This window comes from Mesorhizobium sp. M1D.F.Ca.ET.231.01.1.1, from assembly GCF_003999155.2.
In the GTDB taxonomy this organism is placed as follows: Bacteria; Pseudomonadota; Alphaproteobacteria; order Rhizobiales; family Rhizobiaceae; genus Mesorhizobium.
Genome location: NZ_RZOZ02000001.1, coordinates 41,805 through 58,227, shown reverse-complemented (window position 1 = coordinate 58,227; position 16,423 = coordinate 41,805). Strand labels below are relative to the sequence as shown.

The 16,423-nt window shown below is 64.0% G+C and carries 17 protein-coding genes and 1 riboswitch; of the genes, 4 read left to right on the top strand and 13 right to left on the bottom strand.

What is annotated here, in order from left to right:
• Positions 1 to 107 precede the first annotated feature (107 nt).
• A complete protein-coding gene (locus EN874_RS00275; RefSeq protein ID WP_127428288.1) occupies positions 108 to 293 on the top strand; it encodes a hypothetical protein in 186 nt (61 codons plus the stop codon).
• Between the two features lie 244 nt (positions 294 to 537).
• Complete coding sequence (locus tag EN874_RS00270) at positions 538 to 1,503, top strand: alpha/beta hydrolase (RefSeq protein WP_127428287.1); 966 nt, start codon at positions 538 to 540, stop codon at positions 1,501 to 1,503.
• 1 nt (position 1,504) lies between these two features.
• Here EN874_RS00270 and EN874_RS00265 read toward each other — a convergent pair whose 3' ends face one another.
• Positions 1,505 to 2,404, bottom strand: coding sequence for a LysR substrate-binding domain-containing protein (locus EN874_RS00265; RefSeq protein WP_127428286.1), 900 nt, complete (start codon positions 2,402 to 2,404; stop codon positions 1,505 to 1,507).
• 220 nt (positions 2,405 to 2,624) lie between these two features.
• On the opposite strand from EN874_RS00265, the gene EN874_RS00260 reads away from it, so the two are divergent.
• Complete coding sequence (locus EN874_RS00260; protein WP_126088674.1) at positions 2,625 to 2,810, top strand: hypothetical protein; 186 nt, start codon at positions 2,625 to 2,627, stop codon at positions 2,808 to 2,810.
• Between the two features lie 139 nt (positions 2,811 to 2,949).
• Here the strand turns inward: EN874_RS00260 and EN874_RS33535 are convergent, their stop codons facing one another.
• Positions 2,950 to 3,387, bottom strand: a complete 438-nt coding sequence (locus EN874_RS33535) for a hypothetical protein (protein WP_168247326.1) — start codon at positions 3,385 to 3,387, stop codon at positions 2,950 to 2,952.
• 223 nt (positions 3,388 to 3,610) lie between these two features.
• On the opposite strand from EN874_RS33535, the gene EN874_RS00250 reads away from it, so the two are divergent.
• Positions 3,611 to 4,549, top strand: coding sequence for a GlxA family transcriptional regulator (locus tag EN874_RS00250; RefSeq protein ID WP_348631716.1), 939 nt, complete (start codon positions 3,611 to 3,613; stop codon positions 4,547 to 4,549).
• Positions 4,550 to 4,757: 208 nt separating this feature from the next.
• On the opposite strand, the gene EN874_RS00245 is transcribed toward EN874_RS00250, so the two are convergent.
• From EN874_RS00245 to EN874_RS00195, 11 genes are all read right to left on the bottom strand, one after another.
• Positions 4,758 to 5,099, bottom strand: coding sequence for a peptidase inhibitor family I36 protein (locus EN874_RS00245; RefSeq protein WP_127428284.1), 342 nt, complete (start codon positions 5,097 to 5,099; stop codon positions 4,758 to 4,760).
• A 149-nt stretch (positions 5,100 to 5,248) separates the two neighbouring features.
• Positions 5,249 to 6,097 (bottom strand): DUF1194 domain-containing protein, encoded by an 849-nt coding sequence (locus EN874_RS00240; RefSeq protein ID WP_127428283.1) that lies wholly within the window; start codon positions 6,095 to 6,097, stop codon positions 5,249 to 5,251.
• Between the two features lie 192 nt (positions 6,098 to 6,289).
• A complete protein-coding gene (locus tag EN874_RS00235) occupies positions 6,290 to 8,851 on the bottom strand; it encodes an FAD-dependent oxidoreductase (protein ID WP_127428282.1) in 2,562 nt (853 codons plus the stop codon).
• A 164-nt stretch (positions 8,852 to 9,015) separates the two neighbouring features.
• Positions 9,016 to 9,774, bottom strand: a complete 759-nt coding sequence (locus tag EN874_RS00230; RefSeq protein ID WP_127428281.1) for a hydroxymethylpyrimidine/phosphomethylpyrimidine kinase — start codon at positions 9,772 to 9,774, stop codon at positions 9,016 to 9,018.
• Positions 9,765 to 10,370, bottom strand: coding sequence for a thiamine phosphate synthase (locus EN874_RS00225; protein ID WP_127428280.1), 606 nt, complete (start codon positions 10,368 to 10,370; stop codon positions 9,765 to 9,767). The genes EN874_RS00230 and EN874_RS00225 overlap by 10 nt, the downstream gene beginning before the upstream one ends.
• Entirely contained in the window at positions 10,367 to 11,140 is a 774-nt protein-coding gene (locus EN874_RS00220; protein ID WP_127428279.1) for a thiazole synthase, read from the bottom strand. Before EN874_RS00220 ends, EN874_RS00225 begins: the two co-directional genes overlap by 4 nt.
• A gap of 2 nt (positions 11,141 to 11,142) precedes the next feature.
• On the bottom strand, positions 11,143 to 11,340 hold the full coding sequence (thiS, locus tag EN874_RS00215; RefSeq protein ID WP_127428278.1) for a sulfur carrier protein ThiS: 198 nt from the start codon (positions 11,338 to 11,340) through the stop codon (positions 11,143 to 11,145).
• Entirely contained in the window at positions 11,337 to 12,311 is a 975-nt protein-coding gene (thiO, locus tag EN874_RS00210) for a glycine oxidase ThiO (protein WP_127428277.1), read from the bottom strand. The genes thiS and thiO overlap by 4 nt, the downstream gene beginning before the upstream one ends.
• Complete coding sequence (thiC, locus tag EN874_RS00205; RefSeq protein ID WP_127428276.1) at positions 12,308 to 14,122, bottom strand: phosphomethylpyrimidine synthase ThiC; 1,815 nt, start codon at positions 14,120 to 14,122, stop codon at positions 12,308 to 12,310. Before thiC ends, thiO begins: the two co-directional genes overlap by 4 nt.
• Before the next feature lie 106 nt (positions 14,123 to 14,228).
• A riboswitch (TPP riboswitch) is annotated at positions 14,229 to 14,345 on the bottom strand.
• An 89-nt stretch (positions 14,346 to 14,434) separates the two neighbouring features.
• Entirely contained in the window at positions 14,435 to 15,190 is a 756-nt protein-coding gene (locus tag EN874_RS00200) for an FkbM family methyltransferase (protein WP_127428275.1), read from the bottom strand.
• On the bottom strand, positions 15,190 to 16,422 hold the full coding sequence (locus EN874_RS00195) for a hypothetical protein (RefSeq protein WP_127428274.1): 1,233 nt from the start codon (positions 16,420 to 16,422) through the stop codon (positions 15,190 to 15,192). Before EN874_RS00195 ends, EN874_RS00200 begins: the two co-directional genes overlap by 1 nt.
• Position 16,423 lies beyond the last annotated feature (1 nt).

The following is a 16,423-nucleotide window of genomic DNA, read 5'->3' as shown; positions in this document are numbered from 1 at the left end:
GCTGTTTTGGTGAAATCCGCTGGAAACATGCCGGGCGCATTTAGCCCGCCATCGAAGGGCTGGCGTGAAATGTCTTCGGGCCAGCGCGACCTTCCGGAGGAACCACAATGTCGATGTTCGATAGTCTTGGCCGCTTCGGTGTTGCCATCCGGCACGCCCATGCCCGCAACAAGGCGATCCGCGCGCTCAACGACCTGCCCGCGCATGTCCAGAAGGATCTCGGCTGGCCGGCTTCGCCGCCGAGCGACCCGCAGGCAGCCCTTCACAAGCTGCTGCTGGGCACGCCGCGCTGATGACCTTCGCGGACAAATGCAAGCTGCTCGGCAGGCGCCGGGGCCGGCAAGCGGCCTCGGCGAGCGGCGACAACAAGCTGCGCGCCGCGATGCTGCCGGGGCGACGGTGAGGCGCCCGCCATCGAATCGGGCGTCGCATCACGCCGATGTGGCCGCGGCGCGCCTTGACATTTTTTACCGAGCTACAATCTTCGCATGATGGGGGAATTCTCTTAGTCGGCTCTGCCGAAGTCCGTGTATCCGCATGCCCAGTTTGAAAAGCCACGTCGTCTCGTTCATTCTTAGGCACAGCCGTAAGAAGGCCTTTTCCAGTCCCGAAAATCTGCAGCGCTGGATCGCCTACGCGCGCAAGACCGAGGACTACCATCCACCGGTATTGCTCAAGGCACGGCTGGATATCACCGAGACCAGCGTCGACGGCTTTCCTGTCTATGAGATCGCACCAAGGGCCGGCGAGCGCCGGCGCATCCTTTATATGCATGGCGGTGCGTTCGTCTTCCAGATCACGTCTTATCACTGGGTGCTGATCGCCGAGATGGTGGAGCGACTGGGTTTCGGCGTCACCGTGCCGATCTATCCGATCGCGCCGGAGCACAATTTCCATGACATGTTCGGCATGGTCGGCGACGTCTACCGGCGCATGCTGGAGGAGACCGATGCCGCAGATATCGTCTTCATGGGCGATTCCGCCGGCGGCAACATGGCCGTGGTGCTGACCATGATGGCCGCCGAGGAAGGCCTTCCCGCACCGTCGCGGCACGTGCTGATCTCGCCCGGCCTCGATATGTCGCTGTCCAATCCGGAGGTGTTCGAGGCGGAGCGCAACGATCCCTGGCTCGGCATTTCCGGCGGGCTCGAGGCGATCCGGCTCTACAGCGCCGGCATCGACCGCGCCGACTGGCGCATCAGCCCGCTCTACGGCGATCTCTCCGTGCTGCCGAAAACGCTGTTGCTCACCGGCTCGCGCGACCTGCTCAGCCCCGACAATCTGATCTTCGCCGAACGGGCGCGCGGCGCCGGCGTCGAGGTCGACGTAGTCTACGAAGAAGGCATGTTCCACGTCTGGCCGCTGATCGAGATGCCGGAAGCGCGCCGCGCACGTGACAGCATCGTCAACTTCCTCACCAGCGAGCCGAGATCACGGCGCGCCCGCGCACGGCGCAGGACAAAAGCCGCTATCGCGGCCAGCGCCGCACCGGCGGCCGAATAGCTCAGAACTTGCCGGTTTCGCGGAACAGTTCGAACGTCGCGCGGATGTGGTCGGCGACGGCCTTCACCGGCGCGCTGGCATCGGGCGCCACCACCATGGCGAGATTGTAGGTGCCGATGTCGGGCATGCCGTCCTTCGCGCCAAGCGACACCATCTCGTCGCCGAGGAACGACTTCGGCAGCGGCGCCACGGCAAGGTCGGCCATGATCGCGGCGCGCTGGCCGGCCGTGTGGGCGCTCATATACGCGATTCGGTAGTTGCGGCCCTCGCGCCCGAGCGCTTCCAGGGCGCCGGCCCGCCAGGCGCAGCCCTCTTCCCAAAGCGACACCGGCAGCGGTTCGCGCAGATGCGCGCAGCCGCCCTTGGCGCCGGCCCAGACGATCGGTTCGGTCAAAAGCACCTCGGCGCCGAGCGCGCTGGTCTTGTAGGAATTGGTGAGCAGCGTGATGTCGAGCGCGCGATCGTCCATGCGCCGGCGCAGATTGATGCTTTGGTCGATGGTGACGTCGACCGCGATCGACGGATGCGACTGCGCGAAGCGCTTCAGCACATGCGGCAGCACGCGCTCGCCATAATCGTCAGGAGAGCCGAGCCTGACCACGCCGACGATGTCGGGAATGATGAATTTCGACACCACCTCGCGGTTGATCGACAACAGCCGACGGGCGTAGCCAAGCAGCATCTCGCCATCGGTGGTCAGCGTCACGGAACGCGCGTCGCGCGCGAAAACGGAGCGGCCGAGAATGTCTTCCAGCTTCTTGATCTGCATGGAGACGGCCGAGGGCGTGCGGAACACCGCATTGGCGGCGGTGGTGAAGCTGCCAGTCTCGGCGATCGCCACGAAAGAGCGCAGCACGTCAAGGTCGAGCAGCGGCAGAGGATGGTTGAGCGGGGCGTTCATTGGAGCTTGCCTTCAATTTTTCTGATGCAAACAATCATTCCATTTCGTTTGATTGAACATCACATCGGGCGCATAGTCAACTCGATCGATGCAGGATGCTGCCAAAAGCAGCCATCGAACGACCACGACACAGACCTGCAATCGACATGAAATGAAGCTGAAACAGACCTGACGTAACGCATAGCCGGGCGCCTACCTGCTCGCATAGAGGAGAAAGAAAATGTCCATCCTGTCGTCCATCGGTCGGCTCGCGACCGAATTCAGCGCGGCCCGCGCCCGCTACCAGACCGAACGCGCCATCCATGCGCTGCCGATCGAACTGCAGAAGGATATCGGCTGGCCGGAAGCCGCCGACGCCAAGACCGGTATGCGCTACGGCGTCGGAACCTGGGCCGGAGCCAAGTAGCTAAGTGTGTCTAAAGTGCTGAAGGCCTGCCGTGGCGTCAGACCGGCAGGCCTTTTTGTTTGCACTCAAACGAGTTTTCGAGCCATGCGGCCGCTGCATGACGCATATGAAGCACTCGCATAGCGACACAGTTCCCTATTTAATTCATTGTAAATAATCGCAAATTTCGGGCATCCTGCCCAAAGATGTCGCAATTGATGTCGCTTTTCATATCAAGCGCTTCGCTTTTGCGATTTAGTTTTCGCCAAAGCAAGCCTATATCACTGCCAGCCAACGAGCTGCCCCACTCCATTAAGCGAAGGCGACCCGTCTGAGCAACCAAATGGAGATGATGATGAAGCTCTTTGCCCGCCTGTTCACCCGCCGCGAAATGAACCTGACGACCGCTCTCGAGCGTCAGCGTCTCGCCAAGACCATGCCCGGCCAGACCGGCGCCATGGCTGCCGCTCGCCTCGGCTTCGTCGCTTGAGACACCGGTTTTTCGAACGGCATCTGATTGCCGTCGCATAGAATGGAATTCGACGCCGCCCGGCCTTGCCGCGGCGGCGTTTTCATTTTCATCGGGCTTTCGTTGCATAGGTGGAGGGCCCAGCCTCGGACCAATTGCCCAATTGCGACCCGTGTCGCAAATTTAATCTTCACTTAGCCGCCTACTCGATTGACAAGAATGGTATTTCCTGATGACGCTATGCTGTTCGCGACATTCTGTTCGCGTCATGGCTGCGTGAGGTTTCCCCGTGAATGCAGTAAAGCATCCGATCAAGAGATCGTTTGTATTCTTCCTCATCCCCGATTTCACCATGATCGCCTTTGCGACGGCGCTCGACCCGTTGCGTTCGGCCAACCGGATGCTCGGCTACGAGGCCTATAGCTGGCGGCTGGCCAGCATCGACGGCAAGCCGGTGCGCGCCTCGAACGGTGTCGAATGCGCCGTCAACACCTCGCTCGAGGAAGAGCGCAGGAAGATGGCCGGGTCTGACAGGCCGAACATGGCGATCGTCTGCAGCGGCGTCAATGTCGAGCGCTACCACAACAAGTCCGCTTTCGCCTGGCTGCGCGAGGAATACAACCGCGGCGTCGCCGTGGGCGGCCTGTGCACCGGCGCCCACATCCTCGCCGCCGCAGGTCTGTTGTCCAACAAGCGCTGCGCCATCCATTGGGAGAACCTGCCCGGCTTTTCGGAGGCCTTCCCGAAGGCCAATGTCTTTGCCGACCTCTTTGAGATCGATCAGAACGTCTACACCTGCGCCGGCGGCACCGCGGCGCTCGACATGATGCTGAAGCTGATCGGCGACGATTTCGACGAGAGCCTCGTCAACCGCGTCTGCGAGCAGGTGCTGACCGACCGCGTGCGCAGCCCGACAGATCGCCAGCGCTTGCCGTTGCGCGCCCGCCTGGGCGTGCAGAATTCCAAGGTGCTGACCATCATCGAATTGATGGAGGCGAACCTTTCCGAACCGCTGTCGCTGATCGAGATCGCCGACCATGTCGATCTGTCGCGCCGGCAGATCGAGCGCCTGTTCCGCACCGAGATGGGCCGCTCCCCCGCCCGCTACTATCTGGAGATCCGGCTCGACCGCGCCAGGCACCTGCTCATCCAGTCGTCGATGCCGGTGGTCGAGGTGGCGGTGGCCTGCGGTTTCGTCTCGGCCTCGCACTTCTCCAAATGCTATCGCGAGCTCTATGCCCGCTCGCCGCAGCAGGAACGCGTCGACCGCAAGCAGTTGCTGGCGGCGTAAGCGGTTGGTCTATTGGACTCACTGGCTGGGAAACCGGAGCAGAACTTCTTTCCTTCGATTTTTGCGTCCAGCGCATCACAGAGCCCAAAAGGCTTGTCAATGAAACAGGACCGGTCATGGACGATGGTCTGATCCAGCGCGCGGGACGCCCCCTGGCGAGCCGCGCATGCTCGACCGGTTGCGACCGCTCGCCGGGTTTCGACCGGCTTCAATATCGGTCGCAATAGCATTCCGCGGACGAGATGCGATCGTTCCAGGCGGAGTCTCCGAAATTGCGGACCCTGCGGTTGAGTTCGATCGAGCGGCCGCGCCTTCCTGAATTTTCATAGGCAACGAGCGTACAGCCCGGGCGCACGAGCACTGAGGAAACGCGGTCGTTCCAGAACCCGCCGCGGAAATTGACGGAGTCGTCGGCGCCCATTTCAAGCGAGCGTCCGCGGAAGTTTGCATTCTCGAACAGCACACAGGCCGCCTCGCCGTAGAACTGGGCGCTGGCGCTGCCGGTAAATATTGTCGAGGCAAGAGCCGCCAGGATGACCAAACCCTTCATTGTGACTTCCTCCTTGGTCGCTTCGACCAGTTGCGCCGACCCCATGGCACATTGCCATCGTGCTGCGCACGGAAGCAACCCTGCGTCCGCCAACCCTCGGCGGCAGTTTCCAAACGGAAAGTACCGAGTATTTTTTCCTGGGATTGCTTTTACCGGCTGTCCAGCATCCAGCCGCGGTTGCGCCACATCTTCTCACCGGCCAGGCAATCGGCCGCCGGCTTGTCGTCGGCCAGCACGACCGGCGGATGGGCCGCCTCTTCCGCCGCCCATTGCGGCGAGGCCGGACTGGCAAGCTCGAGCACCAGCTTGCGACGGATCGCTTCCGGGAATTGCGTCCAGTCGTTGACCGGGATCATGAAGGCGCCGGGCCCGCCGATGACGCAGTCGCTGTAGTAGCGGTCGAGATTGTCGACATCGAAGGAGCCGCTGAACCCGCCGCGCGTCATCAGCGGCAGCCCGTTTATGGTGATGCCCTGCCTCACCACCTCGTCGCGCGTGATATCGACCGGCGCGCCTTGGTTGTTGGGTCCGTCGCCCGAAACATCGATGACGCGCTTGGTGCCCTGAAAGCCGCTTTCGGCGAAAAGGTCGCTGCCGAAGGCAAGCGCGCCGGAGATGGAGGTGCGTCGCGCGCTGTCCGGCGGACGCGCGTTCATCTGCGCGACGACCCGTTCGGCATCGGCGCGATTGGCGATCACCGTCCACGGCACGACGACCCGCTGCCATCTGGTCCCGGCCCACTCGACATAGGCAACCGCAATCTTGCCATGGACGCCGTCGGCGATGGCCTTCAGCACATTGTCATGCGTCAGTGCCGCCGCATAGCCATGGCGCTGGATCTCGAGTTCGGTCGGCGACATGGAGAGCGAAACATCGACCGCCAGCACCAACTCGACATCGACCGGCTCTATCGCAGTGGAACCCGCGGTCAGGCCGAGGAGCAGCGCCAGCGCAGCGGCGCCCGAAAGCCAATGCCGTGTTCGACCGGAAGCGAACATGACGCAACGGTATGCGATAATCCGGCATGAACAAAGCAAAAAGGCCCGGCGTCGACCGGGCCTTTGCCAATCCGGACAAACGCGCGCTTAAGGCGCGTCGCCCTGAAACGGATTCAGGCGACGCGCTTTAAGTCTTTGTGTTGATGCATGTCGTTGTCCCAAAACCGCTGCGCATTTTTTGGGCGACATGCATTAACTGCGCGGCTTGAGATTCTCCGGATCGTAGAGCGGCTTGTAGCCGACGCCGGCGACTTCGACCGGATAGGTCTCGCCAAAATACTCCACCTGCAGCTTGCGGCCCTCCTGCGCATAGGCCCAGGGCAGATAGGCAAGCGCGATGTTCTTGCCGATGGTCGGACCGTAGGCGACCGAAGTGGTGAAGGAGCGGCGGCCGAGCTCATCGACCAGCGTCTCGCCGGTCGCGGGATCCTGCACCGGCATGGTGCCGACCGGATAGCGCGCGACCCCCTTGGAATCAGTGTTCCCGGTCATCACCAGCGTGCAGAGCATCGCCGGCTGGCGCTCGCGGGCGCGATACTCCAGATGCTTGGCCTTGCCGCAAAAATCGTTCTCCTTGACCTTCGGGCGGGCAAGGTCGGCCTCGAGCAGGTTGTACTCGGTCGAGAGATCGGCGTTCTGCAGCCGAAGGCTCTTCTCCATCCGGCGCGTGTTGGCATAGGTCTCGACGCCGAACGGCATGACGCCGGTCGAGCGCAGCGCGTCCCAGACGGCGAGCCCGTCCTCGTAGCGCATATGCAGTTCCCATCCCTGCTCGCCGACATAGGAAATCCGGAAAGCCGTCACATCCTTGCCGCCGATCCGAATCGGCTTGATCGCCGCGAACGGAAAATTCTCCGGCGTCAAGCCCTCGGGGTTCTCGACAACCTTCTGCAGGGTCGCCCGCGCGTTCGGCCCCCAGATGCCGATGGTGACGTATTTCTCGGTCACGTCGGTGACGGTGACGTCGAAACCTTTGTCCTGCGCGGTACGCTGCATGTAGCGGAAGTCTCGCGGTCCGGCGTCGGCGCCGTCGATCACCCGGCAGCGATCGGCCATGCGGATCACCGTGAAGTCGGCGCGCACCATGCCTTCCTCGTCGAGGAAGTGGGTGTAGATGCCCTTGCCGATATTGTTGTCGCCGCCGATCTTGGCCGCGCACAGCCACTCCAGCAGCGCGACATGGTCCGGGCCTTCGACGTCATACATCGAGAAATGCGAGAGGTTGACGATGCCGCAATCCTCGCTCATCGCCAGATGCTCGGCATTGGAGACGCGCCAGAAATGGCGATTGTCCCACTCGTTCTCGCGCACCGGCACGCGGTTGCCGTATTTTTCCAGGAGATGCTCATTGGCGGCATAGCCGTGGGCGCGCTCCCAGCCGCCGAGTTCCATGAAATAGCCGCCGAGCTCCTTCTCGCGCTCCCAGAACGGCGAGCGCCGGATGTTGCGGCCCTTGGAGAAGGGCTCGCGCGGATGCACCGCCGGATTGTAGACCTTCATCGCCGTCTCGGTGCAGCGATCCCAGATGAACTGTTCCTTCGTCTGATGAGGATAGAAGCGCGAATAGTCGATGGCGTGGTGATCGATCGACGTGCGGCCGTCGGTCATCCAGTCGGCGATCAGCTTGCCCATGCCGGGACCGTCCTTGACCCAGATGGCGACGGCGTACCACAGCCCCCTTACCTTCTGGCTCTCTCCCATGGACGGGCCGCCGTCGGTGGTGACCTGCAGCAGGCCGTTGAAGGAGTGACCCTCGTTGTAGCCGAGCTCTCCGAGGATCGGCGTCAGTTCCATGGCGCGCTCGAGCGGCGCCATGATCTGCTCCATGTCGAGGTCGCGCTGCGACGGCGAAAGCCGCGCCTGGTCCTTTTCCAGCAGGTCGCGCGGGTGGCAGAGACGCGGATTGTTCTCCTCGTAGTAACCCCACTCGATCTGCCCGCCCTCGGCGGTCTTGGGATCGCCGGTGTCGCGCATATAGGCCGAGTTGCCTTGGTCGCGCAGCAGCGGCCAGCCGATCTCCTTGCCGGTGCCGGCGAACTCGTTGTAGGGGCCGAAGAAGGTCAGCGGATGGTCGATCGGCATGACCGGCAGGTCCTCGCCGACCAGTGCCGCGGTCAAACGGCCCCAGATGCCGGTGCAGACGACGACATAGTCGGCCTCGATCGTGCCGCGCTCGGTCACCACGCCCTTGATGCGGCCATTCTCGACGATCAATTCCTTGGCCGACGTGTTGGCGAAGGCCTGGAGCTTGCCCGAGGCAACGCCCTGGTCAACCAGCTTGCCGGCAACCGTCTGCGAGCGCGGGATGACGAGGCCGGCATCGGGATCCCACAGTCCGCCCTGCACCATATGCTCCTCGATCAGCGGGAACTTTTCCTTGATCTCGGCCGGCTCGATCAGGCGGGCACGGGTGCCGAAGGCTTTGGCCGAAGCGATCTTGCGCTTGATCTCGTCCATGCGGCCGTCATCGCCGACACGCGCGACTTCGAGGCCGCCGATGCGCGCGTAGTGGCCCATCTTCTCGTAGAAATCGATCGAATAGAGCGTCGTCCAGCAGGAGAGGAAATCGTGGCTGGTCGTGTAGCAGAAATCGGAAGCATGCGCCGTCGAGCCGATATCGGTCGGGATGCCCGACTTGTCGATGCCGACGATATCGTCCCAGCCGCGCTCGATCAGATGATGGGCGACCGACGCGCCGACGATACCGCCAAGACCGACGATGACGACCTTCGCCTTTTTCGGAAACTCTGCCATTGCCCGCGACTCCAAAGGGATAAAAGCGGGCGGGACTATAGGGCGGAGCGGTAGGGAGATTGAAGCCTGTTTGCGACATTGCGAAAGAGCCGAGCGACCCTGACGAACGAACGCGCCTTCCCAGGTGCCACCAATCAGGAATTCCTTTGTGCGCCGAAGTTAATCTAGGCGGAAGCCTGCATGAGCTTCTCGAAGACTCGCTGCTTGGCTCCGCGCACACTGTCCTCCAGCGGATTCGCCCGGGCGAGATGCGCGGCAATCGCGCTGGCCAGCATGCAGCCCGTCCCGCGCATCGATGCGGCAAGCCTGGGCATGTCGAAGCGGATGGGTTCCCGGCCGGAGCTCAACAGGATGTCCGTTGAGCTTGCCTCCGCCGCATGGCCGCCCTTGAGCAGCAGCGCCTGCGGCCCGGCCGCAAGCAATCGCCTTCCCTGCCGCAAGATGTCTTCCTCGTTCACGGCCAATTGCGAACCCGTCAGCACCGCCAGCTCAATGAGGTTCGGCGTAACCAGGCGGCAAAGCGGCATGAGATCACGTTTCATGACGTCGACGGCATCCGGTTCCAGCAGCGACCTGCCTGAAGAGGAAGCCAGCACCGGATCGAGGATTGCCGGCAACCGCGGATTTTCGCTCAGCACGACGGCAACGGCGGCGATGGTCGGCGCCGTTGCGAGCATGCCGATCTTGATGGCCGCCACCTCGTTGGCCTGCAACGCTGCCCGCATCTGATCGGCGACCAGGCCGGGTTGCAGATGAAGGATGTCCTTTACGGCGCCATGCGTCTGCACCGTCACGGCGGTAACGGCAAGACAGCTCCGCAGGCCGAGCGAGGAGATCGTCTCGATATCGCGGGCAATCCCGGCGCCGCCGCTGGAATCCGATCCGCCGACGACAAGCACGTGCGGGTCCCGGTTCAGCGCCATCGATCCGTCTTTTCGATCCATTCCCTGGTGCGCGCTTCGGGATCGGAATTCAGCGTGATGTCCGTAACCACCGCCGCGCTGTCGGCGCCGGCCCCGAAAACGCCGTCGAGCCGCTCGGGGTTGAGGCCGCCGATAGCAACCAGCGGGAGAGGCGCGACCTGTCCCTTCCACGCACGGATCCTCTCCAGTCCCTGCGGCGCCCATTTCATCTTCTTCAGGATCGTGGGGTAGACCGGGCCGAGCGCGACGTAGTGGGGCCTCGCCGCAAGGGCCGTTTCGAGCTCGGCATCATCATGCGTGCTTAGTCCGAGCCTGATGCCGGCCGCCCGTATCGCCGGAAGGTCGGCCGCCTGCAGGTCCTCCTGGCCGAGATGGATGAAATCGCAGCCCTCCTCGATTGCCAGCCGCCAATGATCGTTGACGATGATCTGGCAATGGTGTCGGGCGCACAAGACCTTCGCCTTGCGGATTTCGGCGCGCAGCCCCTCCTCCTCCATGTCCTTGATGCGGAGTTGCACCAATCTGACGCCGAGCGGCAGCAGCCGCTCCATCCATTGAGCGCTGTCGACGATCAGGTAGAAGGGATCGAGCTTCATGAAAAAACCGCCCTGCCGATTGTCGGGGTCGACGGCACGGCGACATCGCGCGGCTCGAGCAATCCCGAGCCGAGGGCCTCGCGGCCGGCATCGACCGCCTTGCTGAAGGCGCGCGCCATGCCGACCGGGTCGGCCGCCTTGGCGACCGCTGTGTTCAAGAGTACGGCGTCGAATCCGAGTTCCATGACGGTTGCCGCGTGCGACGGACGCCCGAGCCCTGCATCGACGATCAACGGCACGTCGGGGAAATGTCCACGCATCGAGCGCAGCGCCATGATGTTGACCGGTCCGAGCGCCGAGCCGATCGGCGCGCACCATGGCATCAGGACCTTGCAGCCTGCACCGAGCAGCCGCTCGGCGACGACGAGATCGTCGGTGGTATAGGGGAACACCGTGAACTCGTCCTCGCACAGGATGCGGGCGGCTTCGACCAGGCCGAACACGTCCGGCTGGAGCGTGTCATGGTTGCCGATCACCTCCAGCTTGATCCAGGACGTGCCGAAGACTTCGCGTGCCATCTTCGCGGTCGTGACGGCTTCCTTCACGGAGTGACAGCCGGCGGTGTTGGGCAGGATCCTCACGCCGAGCGAGTTGACCAGCGACCAGAATTTCTCGCCGCCCCTGCCGCCAGCCATTTCACGGCGCAGCGAAACCGTCACCACCGAGGCGCCCGACGCCTTGACCGCTTCGGCCAGGATGGCCGGCGAAGGATACTGGGCGGTGCCGAGCAGCAGGCGCGAAGGCAGCGCCGCTCCGAGAAGGTCGAACATGGCTAGCCTCCCTGCATGGGCGAAAGGATTTCGATCCGGTCGCCGTCGCTCAATCGAAATTCGACCCGATTGGCTTTGTGCACGACGTCGCTGTTGACGGCCGTCGCCAGCCAATCGCCTTCATAGTCAAGCTCGGCAAGCAGCGCCGCCAGCGTCGCCGCGGCACTGTCGAGCGCTTCTCCGTTGACGATCAGTTTCATGCGCAAGCTCCCACGCGTTTGTCGGGATTGAACAGGATGTCGGCCGCCTGCCGCGCCATGGCGGGGGCAAGCAGGAAGCCATGGCGATAAAGCCCGTTGATGGCGACGCCGTTGCCGAGCGTTTCGACGCATGGCAAATTGTCGGCAAAGGCTGGACGGACACCAGCGCTCATCTCGACAATCGCCGCCTCGCCGAAGGCCGGATGGACCGCAAAGGCGGCGCCCGCCAGTTCCATCATGGAACGGACGGTGACCGGGCCGGCCTCATCGCTTTCGACCATCGTCGCGCCGGCCATGAAATGATGATCGGCGCGCGGCACGATGTAGAGCGGAAAGCGCGGATGCAGCAGCCGGACGGGGCGAGACAGCGAGACATCCGGCATACGCAGGATCAGCATCTCGCCGCGAACGCCGCGCAGGGCCGCGTCACCCGCCGCGATCCCCCGGCAGTCGACCTGGTAGTTGAAGCCCGTAAGGCCTTGGCCGTCGGTTGCGAAACGGAAGTCGACGCCCATCGCGACCAGCTTGTCATGAAGCGCGGCCATGGCCCGGCGCGGGTCGAGATGCGCTTCGCCGGGGAAGAACAGCCCGCGCCTGAAACGACCGGCAAGGTCCGGCTCCAGCCCAGCGATGTCGTCCTCGCCAAGCCAGCGATGGCCCGAGGTGCGGTTGGCGAAGCGGTCGACCTCGCCTGCATCGCGCGGCGCAGCCACGACGAGCGTTCCCGCACGTGTCGCCTGGCCGGGCAAAACAGCATCCCACCAGTCGGCGGCGCCGCGTCCGAGATCCAGCACCGGCTGCTCCGCGCTCTCGCGCTCGCACCATGGCGCCAGCATGCCGCCTGCGGCCCACGACGCATTGCCGCCCAGGCGAGGCCGGACCTCGGCGACGGTGACCGCCGCGCCGCGGCGGGCGAGCTCATTGGCCGCGGTGAGGCCGGCGACGCCGGCCCCTTTGACCAGCACCTTCATGACGGCTCGGCCGAGTTGGCGTCGACCGGCATGTAGAGATCGCCGCCGGCGCGGTATTTCTCCGCCATCGCCGCCATCCCCTCCTTCTGCGCTTCGGCGCGGATGTCGTGGGAGATGCGCATGGAGCAGAATTTCGGCCCGCACATGGAGCAGAAATGCGCCACTTTGTGGGCTTCCTTGGGCAAGGTTTCGTCGTGGAACGAGCGCGCCGTTTCGGGATCGAGCGACAGGTTGAACTGGTCTTCCCAGCGGAACTCGAAGCGCGCCCGCGACAGCGCGTCGTCGCGGACCTTCGCCGCCGGATGCCCCTTGGCAAGGTCTGCCGCATGCGCGGCTATTCTGTAGGTGATGACGCCGGTCTTAACGTCGTTGCGGTCCGGCAGGCCGAGATGTTCCTTCGGCGTCACGTAACAGAGCATGGCCGTGCCGAACCAGCCGATCATGGCGGCGCCGATGCCGGATGTGATGTGGTCGTAGCCGGGCGCGATGTCCGTCGTCAGCGGTCCGAGGGTGTAGAACGGCGCCTCGCCGCAGACGGCAAGCTGCTTGTCCATGTTCTGCTTGATCTTGTGCATGGGAACATGGCCGGGCCCCTCGATCATCACCTGGCAGTCCCTTGCCCAGGCGATCTTGGTCAGCTCGCCAAGCGTCTCCAGTTCGGCGAATTGCGCTTTGTCGTTCGCGTCGGCGATCGAGCCGGGGCGAAGGCCGTCGCCGAGCGAAAAGGAGACGTCATAGGCTCTGGCGATGTCGCAGATTTCTTCGAAGTGCTCGTAAAGGAAGCTTTCGCGATGATGGTGCAGGCACCATTTGGCCATGATCGACCCGCCGCGCGAGACGATGCCCGTGACCCGGTCGACGGTCAGCGGGATGTAGTGCAGCCGCACGCCGGCGTGGATGGTGAAATAGTCGACGCCCTGCTCCGCCTGCTCGATCAGCGTGTCGCGATAGACCTCCCAGTTCAGATCCTCGGCAATGCCGCCGACCTTTTCCAGCGCCTGGTAGAGCGGCACCGTGCCGATCGGCACCGGCGCGTTGCGCACGATCCATTCGCGGATGTTGTGGATGTTGCGGCCGGTCGACAGGTCCATCACCGTGTCGGCGCCCCAGCGGATCGCCCAGACCATTTTTTCGACCTCCTCGGCCATCGAGGAGGTGACGGCGGAGTTGCCGATATTGGCGTTGATCTTCACCAGGAAGTTGCGGCCGATGATCATCGGCTCGCTCTCGGGATGGTTGATGTTGGCGGGGATGATGGCGCGGCCGCGCGCCACCTCGTCGCGCACGAATTCCGGGGTGACGAAATCCGGTATCGACGCGCCGAACGCTTCCCCATCCTGTTGCAGCCAGCCCCGCAGCATCTCGCGGCCAAGGTTCTCGCGTATGGCCACGAACTCCATCTCGGGCGTGATGATGCCTGCGCGTGCATAGGCAAGCTGCGTCACCGCCTTGCCGGCCTTCCCCCGCAGCGGACGATTGCGGACGGGAAATTCCGGCGTCAGCCGTTCGCCCGTCGCAAATCCGTTGTCCTCCGGCCGGACGTGGCGGCCGTCATAGGCTTCGACATCGCCGCGCGCCGCGATCCAGTCCTGGCGAAGCCGGGCAAGTCCTTTTTCGATGTCCGTTTCGATCGCCGGGTCGGTATAGGGGCCCGACGGATCGTAGACCGTCACCGGCGGCTCGCCGGCGGTGGGGTGGACGGCGATCTCGCGCATCGGAACCCTGACCTGCGGATGGAGGATGCCGCTCTTGTGGATCTTCCGCGACGCAGGCAGCGGTCCCGTCGAAACGGTGGGGGTCAAGGCATTCATTTGAGGCTCCTTTGCTCATCTGCATTGGAGACCCAGTTCTGTGCCGGAAGGATGAAAAGCCGCCTTGGTCCACCTGCGCGAAAACAGGTCTTTGGGCATGGAGCCCCGCAAAGCGCTTGCACCGTCCCTACGCCAGTATGAACTGGATCAGGTTCAACGGGTCACTGCGCCGCGAAAGCCAGCAGTATCTCAGCCCCTTGCCGGGACTCCCCTGGTGAATGGCTCAAGTTGAACGGGCCGGCGCCGTCTTGTCAAGCGCGTCAAGGCCGGCCGGGCCGACAATGGCCGTGGAGCGTAAGCCGACGGCGAAAGTCAGGCGAAGGCCCAGATGTCCTCGGCCTGGAAGCCGACCTGATAGCCGGCGGTCTTCAGCTTGACCACGAGCTGGCCGATCTCGGCGGCCGGCAACGCGCCGACCTCGATCTTGATCATGCCGGGCCGGTAGCGCTGGAGCTCGAGCTGGTCGAACACCATCCAGTCGGCGCCCTCGCAATCGACCAGGAAAGCGTCGATATAGCCGATGCCGTTGCGGTCGAGCAGCGTCTGCAGCGTCTCCGACGGCACCTCGATGTCCTTCAGATGCGGCGCGAACTTGTTGAAGTTGGCGTCGGCCTCGCCCCAGGCGTTCTTGCCTGACATCAGATTGGTGTCGGTGACCGACGAACAGCCGATGAACTCGATCGGCAGCGTGCCGGCCTCGAGCGCGGCGGCATCAAAGGTGTGGACCGTTATCGTGCCCTTTGTCCTGGTCACCGCCACCGGCTCGATGACGAAGCGGCTTTTGTCCGGATAATTGGCGCGCAGCCGCTTCTGGTTGTAGGGGATCGGCTCGACCAGCATCGCCCGAGCACCCCTGATGCGGTGCAGCCAGGGCGTCACGTCGTCGAACAGCGCGCCGTCGCAGGCGCCGACATTGACCATCTGGAACGGCCGTCCACCGCCGAAGCGCGCCTTGAGCGCCGCCCTGGCCAGGAACTTGGTGCCGCGCAGCGCGGGCCCGCGATCGAGCAGGCTGGCAGGCAAGCCGAGCGACAACAGAACGCGTGCGAGGCCGGAAACCCAATTCATCACTTATCTCCGGGAATGGCCGGTGGCGCGGCGCGCTGCCCACCCTGGCTCGCCGATGCCCACAGCGCCATCAGCGGCGCGGCCAGCAGCAGGAAGGGCGGCAGAAGGTTAGGGAAATAGATGCGGGCGTCGTGGATCGGGAAGACGGTGAACTTGGCAAGCACGCCGAGCACGAGCGCCCCAAGCAGGATGCCGGCGCGGCGGTCGAGCCGGAAACCGGCGCGGTCGAGCCCGTACCATCCGGCTAAAGCCAGCACGGAAATGCCGACCCAGCTGTTGGCGTCGATGGCGCGCACCACCGAGGCGGCGAAAGCCTTGAGATAGGCCGCCACCGAGAACGGCGGCTCGAAACCGTCCATATTGTAGTGCTGCTCGATGCTGGAGAACCACAGATGCGGCCACCAGCCGGGATGCTGCGCCCAATGCGAGATGGCGAAATAGGCGACGAACGAGGCGGCAAAGCCCGCCAGCGCCCCCCACGCCTTCTGGCGGAACGCGACGAGCAGCACGGCGAAAATGGCGAGGAAGACGATGTTGTCCGGCCGCGCCATGAAGGCGAGGAAAAGCAGGATCGCCGTCGCCGCTTCGCGTTTGCGCACATAGGCAAATAGCCCGCCAAGAAACAGCGCCGAGCACAAGAGGTCGGGCGTCGAGGCCCGCGCCGCGTCGCCGAAAGCGGCCATGATCAGCACCGCGCCGACGACCGGCGCCAGCGCCAGCGCGCCTGCCGAGCGCAGCCAGGCGAGCGTGATCGCGCCGAACAACAACGCAGAGAACACCTGCACCAGCCGCATCGCTTCGACCGGCGAGACGACATGGCTGACACTCGACAGGATCCCGGCGTAGAGGAACTTGATCCGGTACATGCCGAGCAGCGAATGGAAGTCGGCAGCATTTTCCGCCATGTGGCTGCGGAAGCCGCCGCCATCATCGGTCAACGTCTTGTAGTCGCCCGCCGACACGCCGGCTTTCACTGTGCTGTAGGCATAGTCATGCAGCGCCTTCGGATCTGGATAGGTGCCTTCTTCGGCAATCGCGACGTAAGCCAGCATGTCCCAATTGGCATCTGGCATGAACCAGGCCGTCACAGCGGTGAGCAGGATGTAGAGCGAGAAGGCAGCCGCGCCGATCGGCGCGGCGAACCGTGCGTAGGTTCCCTCGCCCCAGGCAAGACCGGCGCCGGTCAGGCGGTCGAGCGCATTGGTCGGGGCAATGGGCGGCCTGGTCAGCATC

Bases quoted from the DNA above. Each gene is read 5' to 3' on its own strand.
- EN874_RS00275 (WP_127428288.1), top strand. From the start codon at position 108: ATGTCGATGTTCGATAGTCTTGGCCGCTTCGGTGTTGCCATCCGGCAC.
- EN874_RS00270 (WP_127428287.1), top strand. From the start codon at position 538: ATGCCCAGTTTGAAAAGCCACGTCGTCTCGTTCATTCTTAGGCACAGC.
- EN874_RS00265 (WP_127428286.1), bottom strand. From the start codon at position 2,404: ATGAACGCCCCGCTCAACCATCCTCTGCCGCTGCTCGACCTTGACGTG.
- EN874_RS00260 (WP_126088674.1), top strand. From the start codon at position 2,625: ATGTCCATCCTGTCGTCCATCGGTCGGCTCGCGACCGAATTCAGCGCG.
- EN874_RS33535 (WP_168247326.1), bottom strand. From the start codon at position 3,387: ATGCAACGAAAGCCCGATGAAAATGAAAACGCCGCCGCGGCAAGGCCG.
- EN874_RS00250 (WP_348631716.1), top strand. From the start codon at position 3,611: ATGATCGCCTTTGCGACGGCGCTCGACCCGTTGCGTTCGGCCAACCGG.
- EN874_RS00245 (WP_127428284.1), bottom strand. From the start codon at position 5,099: ATGAAGGGTTTGGTCATCCTGGCGGCTCTTGCCTCGACAATATTTACC.
- EN874_RS00240 (WP_127428283.1), bottom strand. From the start codon at position 6,097: ATGTTCGCTTCCGGTCGAACACGGCATTGGCTTTCGGGCGCCGCTGCG.
- EN874_RS00235 (WP_127428282.1), bottom strand. From the start codon at position 8,851: ATGGCAGAGTTTCCGAAAAAGGCGAAGGTCGTCATCGTCGGTCTTGGC.
- EN874_RS00230 (WP_127428281.1), bottom strand. From the start codon at position 9,774: ATGGCGCTGAACCGGGACCCGCACGTGCTTGTCGTCGGCGGATCGGAT.
- EN874_RS00225 (WP_127428280.1), bottom strand. From the start codon at position 10,370: ATGAAGCTCGATCCCTTCTACCTGATCGTCGACAGCGCTCAATGGATG.
- EN874_RS00220 (WP_127428279.1), bottom strand. From the start codon at position 11,140: ATGTTCGACCTTCTCGGAGCGGCGCTGCCTTCGCGCCTGCTGCTCGGC.
- thiS (WP_127428278.1), bottom strand. From the start codon at position 11,340: ATGAAACTGATCGTCAACGGAGAAGCGCTCGACAGTGCCGCGGCGACG.
- thiO (WP_127428277.1), bottom strand. From the start codon at position 12,311: ATGAAGGTGCTGGTCAAAGGGGCCGGCGTCGCCGGCCTCACCGCGGCC.
- thiC (WP_127428276.1), bottom strand. From the start codon at position 14,122: ATGAATGCCTTGACCCCCACCGTTTCGACGGGACCGCTGCCTGCGTCG.
- EN874_RS00200 (WP_127428275.1), bottom strand. From the start codon at position 15,190: ATGAATTGGGTTTCCGGCCTCGCACGCGTTCTGTTGTCGCTCGGCTTG.
- EN874_RS00195 (WP_127428274.1), bottom strand. From the start codon at position 16,422: ATGCTGACCAGGCCGCCCATTGCCCCGACCAATGCGCTCGACCGCCTG.